15 protein-coding genes are annotated in these 17,598 nt (G+C 57.3%); 3 read left to right on the plus strand and 12 right to left on the minus strand.

Annotation, left to right across the window (positions count from 1 at the left end; genetic code table 11):
- The first annotated feature begins 111 nt into the window (after positions 1 to 111).
- The gene (locus LB525_RS18870) at positions 112 to 912 is read left to right on the plus strand and encodes a class I SAM-dependent methyltransferase (protein ID WP_224545761.1); all 801 of its coding nucleotides are present in this window, start codon (positions 112 to 114) and stop codon (positions 910 to 912) included.
- Here LB525_RS18870 and LB525_RS18875 read toward each other — a convergent pair.
- Positions 893 to 1,927 carry an acyltransferase family protein gene (locus LB525_RS18875; protein WP_224545763.1) on the minus strand — a complete coding sequence of 345 codons (1,035 nt, stop codon included), beginning with the start codon at positions 1,925 to 1,927 and terminating at the stop codon, positions 893 to 895. The genes LB525_RS18870 and LB525_RS18875 overlap by 20 nt on opposite strands.
- 297 nt (positions 1,928 to 2,224) lie before the next feature.
- On the opposite strand from LB525_RS18875, the gene LB525_RS18880 reads away from it, so the two are divergent.
- Positions 2,225 to 2,764 (plus strand): hypothetical protein, encoded by a 540-nt coding sequence (locus tag LB525_RS18880; protein WP_224545765.1) that lies wholly within the window; start codon positions 2,225 to 2,227, stop codon positions 2,762 to 2,764.
- A 1-nt stretch (position 2,765) separates the two neighbouring features.
- On the opposite strand, the gene LB525_RS18885 is transcribed toward LB525_RS18880, so the two are convergent.
- The 10 genes from LB525_RS18885 to LB525_RS18930 all read right to left on the minus strand — a co-directional run bounded on the left by LB525_RS18885 (position 2,766) and on the right by LB525_RS18930 (position 15,622).
- Positions 2,766 to 3,740 carry a hypothetical protein gene (locus LB525_RS18885; protein ID WP_224545767.1) on the minus strand — a complete coding sequence of 325 codons (975 nt, stop codon included), beginning with the start codon at positions 3,738 to 3,740 and terminating at the stop codon, positions 2,766 to 2,768.
- Positions 3,730 to 5,193 (minus strand): ABC transporter ATP-binding protein, encoded by a 1,464-nt coding sequence (locus tag LB525_RS18890; RefSeq protein ID WP_224545769.1) that lies wholly within the window; start codon positions 5,191 to 5,193, stop codon positions 3,730 to 3,732. Before LB525_RS18890 ends, LB525_RS18885 begins: the two co-directional genes overlap by 11 nt.
- Complete coding sequence (locus LB525_RS18895; RefSeq protein WP_224545771.1) at positions 5,183 to 5,971, minus strand: ABC transporter permease; 789 nt, start codon at positions 5,969 to 5,971, stop codon at positions 5,183 to 5,185. Before LB525_RS18895 ends, LB525_RS18890 begins: the two co-directional genes overlap by 11 nt.
- The gene (locus LB525_RS18900) at positions 5,968 to 6,885 is read right to left on the minus strand and encodes an NAD-dependent epimerase/dehydratase family protein (RefSeq protein ID WP_224545773.1); all 918 of its coding nucleotides are present in this window, start codon (positions 6,883 to 6,885) and stop codon (positions 5,968 to 5,970) included. Before LB525_RS18900 ends, LB525_RS18895 begins: the two co-directional genes overlap by 4 nt.
- A 79-nt stretch (positions 6,886 to 6,964) precedes the next feature.
- Positions 6,965 to 11,278: a glycosyltransferase gene (locus tag LB525_RS18905; protein WP_224545775.1), complete on the minus strand. Its 4,314-nt coding sequence runs from the start codon at positions 11,276 to 11,278 to the stop codon at positions 6,965 to 6,967.
- Entirely contained in the window at positions 11,275 to 12,183 is a 909-nt protein-coding gene (gene rfbD / locus LB525_RS18910; RefSeq protein ID WP_224545777.1) for a dTDP-4-dehydrorhamnose reductase, read from the minus strand. Before rfbD ends, LB525_RS18905 begins: the two co-directional genes overlap by 4 nt.
- Entirely contained in the window at positions 12,180 to 13,358 is a 1,179-nt protein-coding gene (gene rfbB / locus LB525_RS18915) for a dTDP-glucose 4,6-dehydratase (protein WP_224545917.1), read from the minus strand. Before rfbB ends, rfbD begins: the two co-directional genes overlap by 4 nt.
- Positions 13,359 to 13,372: 14 nt before the next feature.
- Complete coding sequence (rfbC, locus tag LB525_RS18920; protein WP_224545779.1) at positions 13,373 to 13,927, minus strand: dTDP-4-dehydrorhamnose 3,5-epimerase; 555 nt, start codon at positions 13,925 to 13,927, stop codon at positions 13,373 to 13,375.
- The gene (gene rfbA / locus LB525_RS18925) at positions 13,920 to 14,810 is read right to left on the minus strand and encodes a glucose-1-phosphate thymidylyltransferase RfbA (protein WP_224545781.1); all 891 of its coding nucleotides are present in this window, start codon (positions 14,808 to 14,810) and stop codon (positions 13,920 to 13,922) included. The genes rfbC and rfbA overlap by 8 nt, the downstream gene beginning before the upstream one ends.
- A gap of 221 nt (positions 14,811 to 15,031) precedes the next feature.
- A complete protein-coding gene (locus LB525_RS18930; RefSeq protein ID WP_140846213.1) occupies positions 15,032 to 15,622 on the minus strand; it encodes a biotin transporter BioY in 591 nt (196 codons plus the stop codon).
- Positions 15,623 to 15,843: 221 nt separating this feature from the next.
- Here LB525_RS18930 and LB525_RS18935 point away from each other — a divergent pair, with 221 nt between their 5' ends.
- Entirely contained in the window at positions 15,844 to 16,752 is a 909-nt protein-coding gene (locus LB525_RS18935) for an MBL fold metallo-hydrolase (RefSeq protein WP_224545783.1), read from the plus strand.
- Here the strand turns inward: LB525_RS18935 and LB525_RS18940 are convergent, their stop codons facing one another.
- A complete protein-coding gene (locus LB525_RS18940; RefSeq protein WP_140846211.1) occupies positions 16,753 to 17,538 on the minus strand; it encodes a DUF1499 domain-containing protein in 786 nt (261 codons plus the stop codon).
- Positions 17,539 to 17,598 lie beyond the last annotated feature (60 nt).

Here is a 17,598-nt window from a genome sequence, read left to right on the forward strand (position 1 = left end):
GAATGATGTAGGGAACGCAAGATGCGAAGCACGGAAATCGCTCGGAAATTCCCTTTCCTTCAGTGGCCGATCGGCGTGATTCGAAAACTTGCAGGCAGGAGCCGTTCACCCGTGACCGAAACACATGCGGACGAGATGGTAGAGTTTTGGTTGGAACGCCCGCACCGCGAACTAGCTAATGTCGCTGCAGCGTTACATCGTGATCGTCGGCGCGTCGAAGACAAGACGGGTCTTAACGAGGTCGTTGGTGCAAGGACGCTGATTTCTAATGCCTTTGTCAATGGCGTCGGGATCGAAGTCGGTGCGGGCAATCGCCCCTTTCCGGTGCCGTCGATGGCCACTGTAATCTACGGCGATATCCGCGACAATGAGACGTTGAGGAATCACTTTGCAGACCGAAATATCACCGAAGGTGGCTTTATCGATGCGGAGACCTTTGCCGGGACAAAGCTTAATAGCCTCGACTTCATCATTTCGGCGCATGTGATCGAGCATTTGGCCAATCCCTTTGGCTCTATCCGCGAAGGATTAGCCCGATTGAAACCTGGAGGAGTCTACATCATCGCGGTGCCAGATATGAGATTCACTACCGACCGCTACCGACCGCCGACATCATTCGATCATCTCATGGAAGATTTGAGGACCGGCGGGGAACCGACACTCCTGGCGGCATATGTTGAACACTGCCGCTACGTGCACCCGCTTTCGCAACCGGCGTTTGCAGATTTCGAGCTGATGCCAGCGGCCGAAAACGGTCTGAAGAACCGCATAGATATCCATGTCCATACGTGGATGAGGGAGACGTTTTCGGAACATCTCGACCGGCTATCTGCATTGTTCGGCTTTGAGAAATGCTTTGAGTCCGCGATCAGGAACGAGGCACTCTTTGTACTTAGAAAGAACGGCGCATAGTGGCGGTTGCAATGAACGGCTGCTTTGCCCGGCCTTCCTCACGAACCCGGTCTCTGATCGGATCGACAAAGGCACGTTGGAGCACTACCAGCACTTGAGACAGTACTAGCATCACAATCAGCGACACAAAAAACAGGATCAAGCCTCTCGGCATCGAGCCAAGGATGAGACGATCCACAGCAACCGCCACTAGATAGTGCGTCAAGAAGATGGGATAGGCCAGTTCACCCATAGCTTTGTCTGCATTGCCAGGCTTCAAATCTTGCAGTGCGATAACGATCGTACCCATGGATACTATGCTGAGATAGGAGACAATTTCTGGCGCCAGGCGGTCAATGGCACCGAGATAAAATGCTATCGCCAGAATGCCGGCCCAGCCAGCCCCAACCATCAGTCGCCAATGCCGACTCAAACGCGCCAATGCTTGCATAACGTCCTTACCATAGAAGTAGCTCAGCGCACCGACCGAGAATGGCAGCATCGCTGCATACCATGGGAAATAGCGTACGTTGTGGTCATCTGTGACCAGGAGGACCACCGCATGCACGGCAACAGACACAACGAAGGCCATCCACGCGAAGCGTGAATTGCGCGCAGAAAAAGCACACAATATCGCATAGTTGATCAATTCCACGGCAATCGACCAGCTCACCGGAACCAGCCGGAACGGTGGCATGTTGACTGTCGGCAGCAAAAGAAAGCTCTGCAGCCACGGCCAGGCGCCATCCGGCATTCCGTACCTATTGTTAAACTCACCAGGGTCGTCCAAAAAAATCACTGCCGGCACCGACAGAACCGCCACCAGAAGGTACATAGGGTAAAGGCGAAGGAATCGGTTTAGCGCAAACGGGCCTATGCGAAACCGATAGATTTCATTCAAGACCCGTGTCATCAGATAGCCAGATAGGACATAGAAGCCAAACACCGCGTGCTTTCCGAGCGAAGAGCCGTGCGGTGGCCCGAGATGGGTGTAGACAACCAGTATTGCCAGAAAGAGGCGAAGCGTCCCGAACATCGGGCCTCCATAACAGGTCCAAACAAGCTTTGGCGACATCAATCTCTAGCGTTTGCGCGCTCTTCCCCAAGTCGGCATTGCTACATGAGACTCGCGATATCGACCTTTGACGGAGACAAGAGAGAATCTTAGATGTTTCGGATCAGACGGGCTTTCCAGAAACGCAGCCGGGGATCTGTTGGAGGTCTAGAGCCCCTCTTCACTCGTCAACTTCACGACCTTGCAAGTAGCGTGGTCCTTGGAGAGGCCCCCTCTCTTCCGGTTGGACGTAAGCAAGATCTTTCGGAGCATCTTGAGATGGTAAGGCGGGAATTCATCGGGAGAACCGAAATTGAATTTGCTCATGCCGCGATGAACGTTCTTCTACGCCGAGGCGTAGCGGAGGAGCGTAGCTGGAAACGTTTCCAACAGATGTGGCAAGAATGCGAGACGTTGTTGCTGCAGCGATTGAGTACGCGATGGCTTGTCTCAGCTTGCGATACAATTGCTGACTATTCTTCCGACAGAGCCGAGCGCGCGCTGGCGCTGGCCGGATCGCTCCTGGTGAATACGGTCAAACTCTATGAAACCGAAATTTGGATGAAGACCACAGAAGCCGAGGAATATCAGCGTTTTCCGGAGAGCGGCATAACACTCTTTGACGGCGTAACGCCTTTCATGGTGGGCGGCGGAGACATGGTGGCAAACCTGAACGCAAGATTAAAATCCATTTGCGACAAACCAACCACCGCCTCAAGTATTCTCAACGAGATATTTCGCAGGCTTCATATGAACAATACGGTCTTCCGGCGGTTCCAAATGCTGCATACTGTGGAACCGACCAAATGGGAAGTTTAGCTTAGCGGCGGGTGAGCGAATATGCTCGCCAGACCTCGATTTCCCGCTTCTTCCGACGAATACTCGATTCATCCAAGGCTTCAATTTGCCGGAAAAGGCCGGTGGTCACGAGGTGCTGAGCGTAGTCGACATTGGCCTGTCGAAAAGCCCGTTTGGTTTCCATCGGCGACGCGAGGCGAGAAAACGAATCACTCCGTAGCGCGCGTTCAATTGCTCCCAACAGTCTGACACCGTCGCCGCGTTGATATTGGACGACGCTGTCGGGAAGTTCGAAGAGGTCTAAAATGCTGGCAAATTTGGAGGAGTAGCCGATCAAAGCAACTTGTCGACCTGATAGAAGCCCCCAATAGGCGACATGGTAGGAGTTGGTCACAATCTTTGCGGTCAGCGCGAACTTGGCCCGGAATTCGGTTTCCGAAAGTGAATTGGTGCCGACTACCGCCTCAGAATCGATCGTCGAAAAGATGTCGACGAGCGACTCTCCACTGACAGCCGGATTCTGATTGAGAAAAAAACCCAGCGCATCTCCGCGGGGGATATCTACAATGTCTCCCATCACGCTGGCGCAAGGGACCAAAGGACGGTTGGCTGCAACAAGGGCGCGGTCCCTTGAGCCAAAGGCGGAAAAATTCGCCGGGATTGACGGACCGGATTTCCCGAAATCCTCTGGCGACGGGACGCTCCGGCCAATGCCCCATGCGATTTTCTGGTCCGCCTCCACCAAAGAACTGGCGTAGGCTCCAATGTCGTTGAAGGCACCACCGCCCAAAATAAGAACTCGAGAGAACCCACTTTCTGACGCTGGGTAACACTCGAAATCGAAATAATGACGGGGGCTAGAAAGATAGTCCCCGATATTGAATGTCGAAGGCCAAGCATGCACGAACGACAACGTCGTTCCGTTGCTACCGATCGAAACAGCCGGGAATTGCGCTTCGAGCCCAGTTAATGGCACGGACATTTGCTCACCGATCAACTGCTACGACCATAGAGAGATCGACGAGGCCAGCAGCTAGATTGTCATGTTCCTCGGCGACTTTGAAGGTGAGAGCATCAATGACTCGATGAAGAGGAACCTCGTCCATCTCCGGCAATCCGCGCACTTGGCACGTTACGAAGTAATGACCAGGCAGCAGCAGGCACGTGAATTCGAAGCGCGACCTAATGGATGAACCTTTCCTCGCCACGTCGATTCGAGACGCTTGGCATTTCGCGCCCGCCACATGAAGGCCTGTAGCCGTCGTGATGCCGATGCCGAACCCCACGCGTGTGGCGTCGATAGAAAAATCGCACGAATATTCCACGACATATCGTCGTCCGAGCCTGAGAACGTTTACCTGCTCGCCACCTACGGTGAGAATGCGAACGCCGTGAATTCGAGCGCCTCTTTCCTCTTGATAGACTGTCGACTTTGAGATCAGCGATAGATCAAATCGGTCTGAAGATTCTATATTTTGTTCGGCTGCGAGTTTACTACGTTCAGCCTGGTCGATGGATCGCTGCGAATTTTCAGCGCCCGGATCAAGTCTAGCTCCTGTGTCAAGATCTGCTCCAGCTGGGTCAAGGGGCGATGACGCTGGGTTCCACATGGCAACGATGCCCGCCCTGATTTCCGCCGCGCCATCAGCACTTGCGTTCACCAGCCGCTGATATTGACTCACCACAGCTTTCGGTCGGCCCTCAAGTATCTTCTCGCCAGCATCAATAAGCATCGCTCTGCTGCACAGTTGTACGATAGTCTGAGCGCTGTGGCTAACGAACAAGATAGTACCGCCCTTGTCCTTAATGTCTTCGATGCGGGCGAAACATTTGCGTTGGAACGCCTCATCCCCCACTGACAGAGCCTCATCCACCACCAAAATGTCCGGATCGACGTTGATCGCAGTCGCAAAGGCCAGGCGCACATACATGCCGGACGAATATGTCTTCACCGGTTGGTCGACAAAAGGTCCGATATCGGCAAAGCGCGCGATGTCGTCAAAACGCCATTCCATTTCCTTACGTGGAATGCCGAGAATCGAGGCGTTGAGGAAGACGTTTTCGCGGCCTGTGAATTCTGGATTGAAACCAGCTCCAAGTTCAAGCAGGGCCGCTATGCGGCCGTTCACCTCAACCGAACCGCTGGTTGGCGGAAGCGTGCCGCAGACAATCTGCAGCAATGTTGATTTACCCGAGCCGTTGCGGCCGATGATGCCAACCGTTTCGCCCCGACCTATCTCGAATGAAATGCCAGACAAAGCGGCGAAATCACGAAAATAGCGGCGCGGTGGTCTGCCGACCAAACGCTCAACGCGCGGGATCACCATCTGTTTGAACCGATCCTCCGGCCGCTCAAACATGACGTGGTGTTTGGATACGTCGCGCACCCGAATGGCAACATCTAGGTGTCCGTGGCGATCAGAGCCGATGTCGAGCGCTTTAAAGGACATCGGCAAAGCCCCTGCGGGTCTTTTGGAAAAACTGGTAGCCGAGATACGCAATCACAATTGCCACCAGTGAATAATAACCGAGTGCTGCCCAGTCCGGTTGTACGCCGAAAATGACTACGTTTCTGAAACTCTCGACCGGAATTGCCAACGGGTTGAGCGAAAGCCAAGGTTGAAGCCAAGTCGGCAGCGCAGTTCTCTGGAAGAAAACCGGCGACAAGAACATTGTTGCTGTTATCAGTGGCGCCACGATCTGGCCCATGTCACGAAAATAAACGCCGACCGATGCCAACACCCAGGCTATACCTAGAACCAGGGCAACTAGCGGCATAAATGCTAACGGCGCCAGAAACACCGACAGCGGAACATGACCGAACACGACGTAAGCAAAAACAAGCAGCACAAGCAGGCTGACAGCGGTATGGAATAACGCCGCGCCGGCCGAAACTACCGGCAGTATCTGGATCGGGAAGACGATCTTCTTGACATAGTTTGCGTTGCCTACAATCAAGCTGGGCGCCAGCGAAATGACCTCTGCGAAAAACTGAAAGACGATCAGTCCGCAGAACAGGACAACCGCATACTCACCAGTGGAATCCGTGGCGCTCTGCTGATTAGGCATCGTCCATCGAGACTTCATAACTACGCCGAAAATAAAGGTGTATACAGCAAGCATAAACAATGGATTCAGCAGAGACCACAGCAGGCCAAGCGCAGAACCGCGATACCGTCCGACAACTTCACGGCGAATCAAGGAAATTATAAGCAAACTTAAGTTCATGTTACGGGCTGAATCTTTGTTTCGTACTCGAGAACTAAACTCTGTATTGCGTCAGAAACATCATAAACAGCGCTCCATCCCGTATCGCGGCGTATGGCATCACAGTTTAACTCTACATCTTTGACAAGGAACGGCTTTTCAGAAATGTAATTTCGGCGGACCGGCCGGCCGCACGCATAGGAGCAAAGATCGATTATCTGATTTACAGTGAACGACCTCCCCAAGCCAACGTTGTATATTGCGTTTCGCCGCAACTGCGGTCTCAGCATCGTATCAATGGCAACGCAAAGATCCCGTACGTCCATGTAATCGCGCAAAGCTTCGCCGTTACCCCAAATATCAATCGGCACACCAAGAAAGGCAGCTCGGACGGCAGCAGCCACAAGGCCCTGTCCCTTCTCAGGCGACTGATATTTACCAATGGGGTTGGATGCGCGAAGAATTGAGTAACTCCATTCTCCTCCGACTGACATCGTTCTTATGGCATTCTCAATCATAAGCTTGCCGCATCCGTAGGTACTTATAGGGAGTGTTGGATGGGCTTCAGTGATGCTCGACTGCTGGGGCACTCCGTAGATAGTTCCACCCGACGAGAGATAGATCACATGTCGTATTGAGGTTCCGCGGATACTTTGCAGGAATTTGATATGCGGGAGGACGTTCCGGTTCACCTCGGAAACGAGATCATTTGCAAAGGTGGCCGGAACGGATGCGCTGACAAGCAGCACTACTGCGTCCAGGCCGCTGAGATGATCGCGATAGGTTGAAGGATCATCGAAATCAACAAGTGTCATATTGGGCGACTGGACAAACCGCTCCCGCCGAACAAAGCCGCGGAATGGAACTTTCTTCTGGGCGAAAAGATCGACGAGGTTTCGCCCAATAAATCCGGAAGCTCCAAAAATGCCGATCATCCACGTGCCCCTTTCGGCATCGGGTCCATTTCATTCAGCTTCGGACAGTCAGGGCGGTAGGGCACAGCTTCAAACTGGCTCATGCCGCACGCTTTTCGTCTCTGTCCAAACGGGATGTCAAACGCTGCAGTATTTCGCGAGCAAAGGCTTCCGACGAAAAATGGGCTTCAAAAACTGCCTTGGCAGCATCTCCGATATCGCACCATTTTGTTCTCTCGCCAATCGCCCGTTTGAGGGCAGCCGCGAGATTAGCTGGACTGGGATCCTCGGCCACATAACCGGACACGCCATCCTTAATAAACTCAGCGGTCCCGACGGTGGTCGAGCATATTAGAATCTTTCCACACCGCAGAGCATCGATCGAGACCAGTGGCAGCGTGTCATCGCGCGAAGAGACAAGAAGTATGTCTGTTTCATGCAGCGCCCTCTCGTATTCCGCATGGCTGAGAGCGCCCTCCATCGAAACACCCACTCTAATGTCCGCCATCTCGTTAATCTGGGTGTAGTACCCCAGGTTGAGAATTCGGCCAGCCAATCGCAACTCACACATACGCCGAGCGTTTTTCTCCAACTTATCCAGAGCCAGAATCGCCAAGTCCTGCCCCTTGCGTGGCTCGTAAGAGCCCAGCACCGAAATGACGACTCTGTCGGTCTCGCTGACTTTCGATTCCTGAAGCTTCGGAACTGAGCCGATCGTCGACGTGCCATACGGGACAACGGAATAGTCCCGAAAGAACGGCTCGACCGCGCGGCCGGCAATCTGGCTCCCGACCCAGACGCCTGCAGCTTTCTCCAGAGCCTGCCTGGCATCTAGATTCGATGAGAAAAGATCCTTCGCGAATTCGCTTTCGTGGATGTACCAAAAGGTGGGTACCGCTTCGGCAAGCTGAGATACAACCGGCCACCCGACCACCGTATTCACGATTACCGCATCGAAATTCCTGCCGAACTTGAGAACGGTTTCATGGCGCGCGAGGAGAAGTTCATCAACGATAACCGTTATGCCAAGCTCGTTGATATACGATCGCATCGGGCCGTCGGTAGGCGCAGCCACAACAACGAAGTTTCCTGCATCTGAAAGCGCCTTAGCTAGATCGAGAACAACGCGCGGCGCACCACTTTCAGTCATATCATGAGAAATTATTAATATATCCCGGCCAGTGCTATACAGGCGATCTAATTGGCTAACCGCTCTGGTTCCAGGATATACCTGAAATTCCTCCTGCGAGTCGTGATATAACAATGCTTTCATCTTCCTGGTGTAGAAAGGGTCTCGGCTAATCGCGTTTGTCCACCTTTTTATAAGGTTGATATCAGCCTTATCCTTTTTGTGCTTCGTGTCTTTCTTTTCTTCCTCGCCGATAGATGCATGACCTATGTGGTATAAGCGTGAATATGGTGAGTAAACGCAGCTGTATCCTCTATCTCTTACCTTAAGGCACAGATCGACGTCAGAATGTGAGATCGGGAAATTCTCGTCGTCAAACCCTTCAATCTCGAAAAATATGTCACGAGCTATCATCAAGCACGCGCCACAAATTAAAGACACATCGCGGACGGACTGAGCAAAGTTGTAATGTTCCGCTGTCATGTCGGGGAGGCAATGAAACGCAGTTCCAACTAGCCCCCGGACCCCGGTCACCATTCCCGCATGCTGAATCAAACCATTCTCATAGAGCAACTTCGGGCCTACGACGCCGACGCCCTCCAGCGTCGCGATCTCCAGTAAGCTCGAAAGCCAATCCCTCGAAATTACCCGAACATCATCATTAAAGAATACTATGTACTTTCCGAGCGAATCGCGCGCTCCCTGATTACACTTTTCAGAAAAATTAAATACTTTATCAAATATGGAAAATTTAACTTTTCTATATTCTTTTGATAAATTTTCCGCTATTTTCGTATTCGTCACAACGACGATTTCGAAGAAGCCATAATCTGTTTTACTAAAGATTGAATCTATTGAGGATTTGATATTCTCCGCACTATCGGATGGGATTACAATTGATACAAATACATCCGAAAAGAGACTTGAATCTCGATAAACTCGGTTCGCATATGGCAGAGCCAATGCTTGACCACCATAATTTCGGCGCCGAATTGCATCTTCGAGCGCGGCGACATTTGAAATTCGAGCATAGTCCTTCCCGCCTACCGACGCCGACCCTTCGATCATTCGCCAACCGTAGAGAACACGCTCTATATGCACGACTTTCTTGAAGCACTCTGATACCCGCAAGGCCAGATCATAGTCTTGCGAGAAATCATATTCGCTGCGGAAGCCGCCAACCTCATGAACAAGGCTCTTTCGATACGCAGTTAGATGAGCGGTATACATGCAGTTGAATAGGAGATGAGGACTCCAGTCCGGTTTGCAAAAAATTTCCACAGGGCGATCATCAGCATCGATCTTGCACTCGTCGGAATAGAGGAAATCGACAGCAGGATCTTCCACTATAACTTCTGCGATACGCAGAAGCGCATCCTTTGTAAGGAGATCATCATGATCTAAGAGGGCAATGTACTGACCAGACGACTGATCTAGCGCGCGATTGGTGGCTTCGGATATGCCTCCATTCTCAAGAAGACCGCTCACCTTTATCCGACTGTCGAGAGAAGCGTACCTCTCCAGGAGGTTCGTGATTTCACTGTCTTGCGAACAATCGTCGACTATCACGAGCTCCCAATTTTGGTATTCCTGAGCTACTACGGACAGTATCGCCCGCTCCAGAAACTTGGGTGGCGACCTGTAAACCGGCATCAACACGGATATGGTTGGACCGGAAAGACTGGACGTTGAAAACGTCGACAGCTTAAGGCGAGATGACACCTCTTCTTTTTCCCTAAGAAGATTTTCGGCGATTTGGGCATCTGGAAGACGAAGAAGGGAGAGCCCATCGAGGGTGGTCTGCCTTACCCCTTTCAGAGCTACCCTGCTATAGATAGCCTTTGCCACATTTAACCAGCTGCCACGATGCGTACGGGACTGCCGTAAGCGCCGGAAAAGCCTAGTGGCATTCATTCGCTCCGGCCGGGCTATTCGCAAAGGATCACTTTTCCCACCAGAGAGGCCCGAAATATCTTCTTGCGTTATCTGAGATTCGAGCGCGCCGTTCTGGCGCTCCGACAACGCTCGAACTCTCTCCGCGATAATTTCCGACTTAGCTTTATTCAACATTTCTGATAATCTTAAATTGTTTTCTATAGCCGTCGAAAGATTGGAGCTAAGTTTCTCTTTCTCTTCGGCGTTACGTTCGATTACCTCATCCATTGCGGCTTGAGCTTCCGCAAGACGGCGACCATATCGGGCTATCTCTGTGTTTTTCTGCTGAATCTCAACTGCAAGCTGAGCAGCCCTGGTCGCTTGGTCTTCTAAAGTTCGCTGCAAACCCACCTGCGCTTCGGAAAGAACCTGCTGTCGTGCCTGCAGCTCAGGAAAAAACGCTTCGCCGAAAACCGGGGCGACGGCGTCGAACCCAGACTTGATGCGATCAAGAACCTCCATGGCGTCGGGGTCATTGGGGTCTGTCTCCAAAGCCCTGAGTGCCGAATAGGCATCTTTGACCCAGCTGGCGACACGCTCGTCGGCGAAGAGCGCGCCATCAGACGCCGCATGGTGTTGATGGTCCTGGGATATATGGGCATCAATTTCAGCTGCGGCCTCTTCTATCGGCCTTGGCCACGTAACCGAAAGCGCCTCCGCAATCCTGTCCAGCCTTAGCCGCCAGTCCTGCATTATCCCCTCGTAGGAAACGAACGCACGCAGCGAACCCCGCGTCGATCGCTCCGCGTCAAGTTCATGGCGAAGCCAAAGCAGGGCACCGAAGCCTGGTGTTGAGCGATCCCGTTTGCCAAGCGAAGCTATGACCGCAAGCGGATTGCGACTTGCCAGAACGTACCGCACGTCGATTTTCATCGATTTTAAAATGTTCGCGTAGAGCGGCACAAAACGTGAGATGCGCGGCTCCTTGAGCACCAAAAAAGACGCATCGCTATATTCCTCGTCGATAATGCGTGCGATCTCGGCTCTGTAGAATTGGGCTCGTGCGTTCGGCAAGTTGCCGAGATCGAAGCTCCGCCAGTCATCCCATCTGCTGCCCGCCTCCTCCAACATCTGGTCGTGCAACTCGATCAGTTGCGAGGGTTCCCAGTGGCCCGTTGGGTTTGTCGGATTTGCCCCGAGCAAATTCTTCGGCAGTTCCGCGCCAAGCAGACTGAGCACCCTCGTGAGCGCGCTCGTCCCCGAGCGGTGCATGCCGAGCACCATGATGCAGGTGCGCTTCGCGGGCTTGGTCTTCGCGGACTTGGCCCTGGCGCCCTTCTTCGGCGCCGCTTGATCGGCCGACTGCGCGCTCGCATCGCGCAGTTGCTCCGGTGCTGGATGCTTGTTCATGCACTCAATGCCTGTTTCGTCTCGCCGCCCCCCAGCCGCCGAACCACATTTTCGCTCGACTCGCGCCACCCCGGCGCCTGCCACCCGAACACGCTTGCAAACTTCGCACTCGAAAGCCGCGAATTTTGCGGCCGCCTGGCCTTGGTCGGATAATCCGCCGTCGCGATATCTCGCACTTTCGCGTGCGGGCCACCAAACGCCCGGCTTGTGTCGAGGATGTGACGGGCAAAGCCGCTCCAGTTGGTGTCGCCCTCGCCCGCCAGATGATAGACGCCGAAGGCGGCGAAACTGCCGTCGCCGACCAGCCTCGGCGCCGCATGCAGGATCGCGTCGGCGATGTCGAGCGCCGAGGTCGGATTGCCCCACTGGTCGGCGACGACCGATATCTCGTCGCGGTCGGCGGCCAGCCTCAGCATGGTCTTGACGAAGTTCCTTCCGAAGGGGCTGTAGACCCAGGCCGTGCGCAGGATGAGGTGGCGCGGGTTGGCCGCGGCGACCGCCTCCTCGCCGGCGAGCTTGGAGGCGCCGTAGACGCCGAGCGGGGCGGTCGGGTCGGTCTCGACATAGGCGCCGTCCTTGGCGCCGTCGAAGACATAGTCGGTCGACAGATGTATGACGGGAACGCCGAGCCTTGCGGCGGCTTGCGCTACCTTGCCGGCGCCGGTTGCGTTCACGGCGAAGGCCAGGTCCTTCTCGTCCTCGGCCTGGTCGACGGCGGTGTAGGCGGCGGCGGACACGACGATGTCGGGCCTTGCCGCTTCAAGGGCCGCGAGCACGGTGTCGGGTCGCGCAAGGTCCAGCGCCGGGCGGCCGACGGCGACGACTTCGACATCGTCGCGACCCCGCGCCGCCTCGACCAGGCTTGCGGCAACTTGGCCTTCGCGTCCGGTGACGGCAAGCCTCACGTGGTCACCTTCCTACTCTCGGCCGCGTCCCCCGCCGGGCCGCTTTCGGTCTTTGCAGTGCCGATCGGGGCGTTGCCGATCAAGGCATTCTCGGCTGGGGCGTTCTCGACCGGGCGCGCCGCAGCCCGGCCCAGCCGCGCGCCATCGTAGCGCTGCTCGCGGATCGGCCCCCACCACCATTTGTTGTCGAGATACCAGTCGACGGTCCGGGCCAGGCCGCTGTCGAAATCCTCCCGCGGCGCCCAGCCGAGGTCGCGCGCGATCTTGGAGGCGTCGATCGCATAGCGCCGGTCATGGCCGGGGCGGTCGGTGACGAAGGTGATCAGTTCGCGATGGCGCTTGCCGCCGGCGCGCGGCCGCCTGAGATCGAGCAGGTCGCAGATCGCCTCGACGACGCCGAGATTGGTGCGCTCGGAATTGCCGCCGACATTGTAGCTCTCGCCCGGCCGCCCCCTGGTCGCCACCAGCTCCAGGGCGCGCGCGTGGTCCTCGACGAACAGCCAGTCGCGCACATTGGCACCGGCGCCGTAGACGGGCAGCGGCTTCTCGTCGAGCGCGTTGAGGATGACCAGAGGGATCAGCTTTTCCGGGAAATGGTAGGGGCCGTAATTGTTCGAGCAGTTGGAAAGCACCACCGGCAGGCCGTAGGTCTCGTGCCAGGCCCGCACCAGATGGTCGGAGGCTGCCTTGGAGGCCGAATAGGGCGAGGACGGCGCATAGGGCGTCTCCTCGACGAACATGCCGCCGTCGAAGGGCAGGTCGCCGAAGACCTCGTCGGTCGAGACATGATGGAAGCGGAATCCCGCCTTGCGCTCGTCGGACAGGCCGCGCCAATATTCCAGCGCCGCGTTCAGGATGCGGTAGGTGCCGACGATGTTGGTCTCGATGAAGGCGCCTGGACCGTCGATCGAGCGGTCGACATGGCTCTCGGCGGCGAGGTTCATGACGATGTCGATATCGTCGCGGCGCAGGATCTCCAGCACCGCGCGCTCGTCGCAGATGTCGGCGTGCTCGAAGCGGTAATTATGCGCGTTCTCGATCGGCCGCAGCGAGGCGAGGTTACCGGCATAGGTGAGCTTGTCGAGATTGGTGACGCGGTAGGCCGGATTGGCGCACAGATGCCGGCACACGGCCGAGCCGATGAAGCCGGCGCCGCCGGTGACCAGGAAATTCATGCCGCCGTCCCTCCTCACGCGAACACCTCCGCCGCGCCGAGCAGCGGCGCGTTGCGGTCCTTGTCCGAAAGCTGGAAGCCGCCCGCGATCTCCGGCCATGCGATGCCGATCGCCGGGTCGTCGAAGCGGATCGAGCGGTCGTGCCCGGGCGAATAGGTGTCGGTCACCTTATAGAGCACCTCGGTATGCGGCACGAGCGTTACGAAACCATGCGCGAAGCCCTGCGGCACCAGGACCTGGTTGCCCTTGTCGGCCGATATCTCCAGCGCTTCCCATTTGCCGAAAGTGGGCGAAGAACGGCGGATGTCGACCGCGACATCGAGCACGCTGCCACGGATGACGCGCAGCAGCTTGGCTTGCGCGCGCGGCGGCAGCTGGTAATGTAGGCCGCGCAGCACGCCGGCCGCGGCGGAATAGGAGTGATTGTCCTGCACGAAAACGAGATCGATGCCGGCTTCGGCGAAGCGCTCGGCATTCCAGGTCTCGCTGAAAAAACCGCGCGCATCGCCATGCCGCTTCGGCACGATCTCCAGCACGCCGTCGAGGCCGAGCCGCCTGACCTCAAGCACCGCGCTCCTCCATCAGATCGGCCACTCGCCGGCGCAGATAGGCGGCATATTCGTTCTTGCCGAGCCGCGCGGCGCGATCCAGCACCTTGTCGGCGCTGATCCAGCGCTGTTCCAGCGCAATCTCCTCCGGACACGCGATCTTGATGCCCTGGCGATGCTCGATCGTGCGCACGAAAGACGATGCCTCGAGCAGGCTGTCATGCGTGCCGGTGTCCAGCCAGGCATAGCCGCGGCCGAGGCGGTGGACATGCAACTCGCCACGATCGAGGTAGACATTGTTGACCGCGGTGATCTCGAGCTCGCCGCGCGCCGAAGGGCGGATCGTCGAGGCGATATCGACTACCTTGTTGTCGTAGAAATAAAGACCGGTGACGGCCCAGTTGGACTTCGGCTTTTGCGGCTTCTCCTCGATCGTCAGAGCCTTGCCGGTGGCCTTGTCGAAGGAGACCACGCCATAGCGCTCGGGATCGTCGACATAATAGGCGAAGACCGATGCGCCGCCGTCGCGCGTCGCCGCCTCGCGGCAGAGCTGCGACAGGCCACCGCCGAAATAGATGTTGTCGCCGAGAATCATCGACACGCTGTCCTTGCCGATGAAGTCGCGGCCGATGATGAAGGCCTCGGCGAGGCCGTTGGGCTGCGCCTGCACGGCATAGGACAATTCCAGCCCGAATTCAGAACCGTCGCCCAGCAACGCCTGGAAGACCGGCAAGTCGCGCGGAGTTGAAATGACCAGAATCTGGCGAATTCCCGCGAGCATCAGCACGCTCAGCGGGTAATAGATCATCGGCTTGTCGTAGATCGGCAATATTTGCTTAGAAACCGCTAATGTTAGCGGATAAAGACGTGTTCCGCTGCCACCCGCAAGGATAATTCCTTTCAACAAGCTCTCCTTGAACTACCGCGGCCCCCGCCTCGACGCCAAGTTGCCCGTGCTTAGTTTTCGGGCGCTGGCTTGTCAATGTCGGCTTTGACTGCTTCCCGACGTTACTTCATCGCTTTCTATCATCTGGTATAAGGCGGTTTCGAGCGAAATCCGACTGCGCCATGAAAAAGGGCCGGCGGGCGCTTGTCGCCCGCCGGCCCTTTTCTCGTCGATTGTTCTCAGCCGCGCTTGAGCAATGTCCACACGGCCGGCACCAGGCTGGCGGCCAAAGCCACCTTGATCAGGTCGCCGACGATGAAGGGCAGGACGCCGAACTGCCAGGACTTTTCCGGCCCGATGAGCGTGGCCAGCCAGGCAAAGCCCATGGCCATCATGACAACCTCCGCTATCAGCATGGCGCCGAACAGCTTGAACGGGTCGCGGTCCCAGCCGCGGTCGGCGGCCCAGCCGGCGATCGCCGCCATGACCACGAAGCCGGCGAGATAGCCGCCCGTCGAGCCCAGCATATAGACAATGCCGATGCCCTTTTCCGGCGTGCCCTGGAAGACCGGCAGGCCAAAAGCGCCCTCGGCGAGGTAGAGAAGGAGCGTCGCGACGGCAAGGCGCAGGCCGAAGGCCGAGGCGATCAGCAGCACGGCCAGCGTCTGCAGCGAGATGTCGACCGGGCCGAGCACCACCTTGGTCTTGGCCGAAAGCGTCAGCAGCAGGGTTCCGGCGAGCGCCAGGAAAAGCTGGGTCGCCAGCCGGGCAACACCCCGATCCGGCAGGGTGAGAGAAACAAGCGGGCGCATCGTGGTTGCAGTTGCCATGGTCTTCCCCATTCTGGCTGATTTGCCGGGTGGCTGATTAGCTGGCTCTTAAAGCCCATCGCGCAGAAACGCATTCAGGCGACGCGCTTTAGAATTGTCTTGATGCATGTCGTTCTCCCAAAAACCGCTGCGCAGTTTTGGGCGACATCCATTGATTTTCCTATATTGGCTTCCGTATCGGACGGCAATCACTTTGCCGCATCGCAACGGAGCCCGCAGGCATGGCCCTTGAATTCGACACCAGCTTCGCTCCCGCCTACGGCCGGGCGGTTCCGGTTGCGCCGGATGTGCTGCGCATCACCGCAAGAAATCCGGGTCCTTTCACCTTCCACGGCACCAACAGCTATCTCGTCGGCAGCGACACGCTGGCGGTGATCGATCCAGGGCCGGAAGACGACGCCCATCTCGAAACACTGCTCAAGGCGATCGGCGGCCGACCGGTCAGCCACATCTTCGTCAGCCACACCCATCGCGATCATTCGCCTTTGGCGGCGCGGCTGAAAGAGCGCACCGGCGCGGCAACGCTTGCCGAAGGCCCGCATCGGCCGGCGCGCCCCTTGCGCATCGGCGAGGTCAATCCGCTCGACGCCAGCGCCGATCTCGCCTTCGTTCCCGATGTCGTGCTGGCCGATAATGCGCTGACTGAGGGCAACGGCTGGGCCATCCGCACCGTGCTGACGCCCGGCCACGCCGCCAACCACGCCGTGTTTGCCCTCGAGGGAACCGGAACGCTGTTTTCAGCCGACCATGTCATGGCCTGGTCGACCTCGATCGTCGCGCCGCCGGACGGCGCCATGGCCGACTATATGAGCTCCCTCGACAAGCTTTTGACGCGCGACGATCGCTTGCTTTTGCCTGGCCACGGCGGACCTGTGGCCGCGCCCCAAAGCTTCATGCGCGGCCTGAAGACGCATCGCAAGATGCGCGAAAGGGCGATCCTGGAGCGCATCCGCGCCGGAGACCGGACGATCGCGGAAATGGTCGCGGCGATCTATCGCGACACCGACCCGCGGCTATACGGCGCCGCCGGTCTTTCGGTGCTTGCCCATCTCGAGGATCTGGTTGCACGCGGCCTCGTGGCCACAGAAGGCGATCCGGCGATCGACGGCATTTTCAGCCCCGCCGCGTGATCACTCAGCCGGCGCCGCGCCGACCTGCCCGGCGACTTGCTGGTCCAGCTCGCCAAGGAAATCGGTGATGCGGGCGGCGTTGTCGCCAAGGTCGTAGCGGCCGTAGCGCGAGGCCGAGCGCATGTCGACGATGACCTGCTCGCCGTCGTCGGTGATGCGGATGGCGACGTCGGCCGGTAGTCCGAGCACAAAGCCCCTGGCCAGCGCGTTGATCGTCGCCTCGCTTTGCCCGTTGATGTCGGGATAAGGCGCCGTCAACTGCCAGTCGCGGCGGTCGAGCACGGTTTCGACAGCGTCGACGACGGTTTCGAAAGGCAGATTGTAGCTGCGCCCGCTGACCAGCGGATAGGCCTCGGCCTGCAGGGCCTGTTCGCCCGGGGTCGGCGGCGACAGCTCGTTCATGTCGGCGGTGCGGTCGCTCGTGTCTAACGCGGGCGGATCGTCGAGATCGGTCGAGATGTCGCGCAGCGGCGGATAGATCGTCGCCCAGTAGACGGCGACGCCGTAGGGTGCCAGCACCAGCAGCGCCAGCAGCGCGCCGATGGAGAGATCGCGGCCGCCGCGATCGCCGAAGCTCCAGACCCTGGCCAAGCCGAGACCGGCCAGCAACAGGGCAAGCGCAGCCAGCAGCGCCACGAGCGCCAGGACCCACAGGAAAGGCGGCGTCTCGACGAGACCCAGCCTGTAAGCGGCAACGGCGGTGAGCAAAAGGACGAAAGAGAATGCCCCGATCCGCCGCGACCAGCCGGCCGCCTTCGACGTCTGCCGTTCAGGAATTGTAGCCATTGTCTGCCGCATTACCCCAGTCCGAACCGAGACTTAGAGGTTTTTGGCGCCGGCTTGAAG

This window comes from Mesorhizobium sp. CA16 (assembly GCF_020165175.1).
Taxonomy (GTDB): Bacteria; Pseudomonadota; Alphaproteobacteria; order Rhizobiales; family Rhizobiaceae; genus Mesorhizobium.

Excerpts from the sequence above, each read along its gene's own strand:
- LB525_RS18875 (WP_224545763.1), bottom strand. The coding sequence starts at position 1,927 with ATGTTCGGGACGCTTCGCCTCTTTCTGGCAATACTGGTTGTCTACACC.
- LB525_RS18880 (WP_224545765.1), top strand. The coding sequence starts at position 2,225 with ATGGTAAGGCGGGAATTCATCGGGAGAACCGAAATTGAATTTGCTCAT.
- LB525_RS18890 (WP_224545769.1), bottom strand. The coding sequence starts at position 5,193 with ATGTCCTTTAAAGCGCTCGACATCGGCTCTGATCGCCACGGACACCTA.
- LB525_RS18895 (WP_224545771.1), bottom strand. The coding sequence starts at position 5,971 with ATGAACTTAAGTTTGCTTATAATTTCCTTGATTCGCCGTGAAGTTGTC.
- LB525_RS18900 (WP_224545773.1), bottom strand. The coding sequence starts at position 6,885 with ATGATCGGCATTTTTGGAGCTTCCGGATTTATTGGGCGAAACCTCGTC.
- LB525_RS18905 (WP_224545775.1), bottom strand. The coding sequence starts at position 11,278 with ATGAACAAGCATCCAGCACCGGAGCAACTGCGCGATGCGAGCGCGCAG.
- rfbB (WP_224545917.1), bottom strand. The coding sequence starts at position 13,358 with ATGAATTTCCTGGTCACCGGCGGCGCCGGCTTCATCGGCTCGGCCGTG.
- LB525_RS18930 (WP_140846213.1), bottom strand. The coding sequence starts at position 15,622 with ATGGCAACTGCAACCACGATGCGCCCGCTTGTTTCTCTCACCCTGCCG.
- LB525_RS18935 (WP_224545783.1), top strand. The coding sequence starts at position 15,844 with ATGGCCCTTGAATTCGACACCAGCTTCGCTCCCGCCTACGGCCGGGCG.
- LB525_RS18940 (WP_140846211.1), bottom strand. The coding sequence starts at position 17,538 with ATGGCTACAATTCCTGAACGGCAGACGTCGAAGGCGGCCGGCTGGTCG.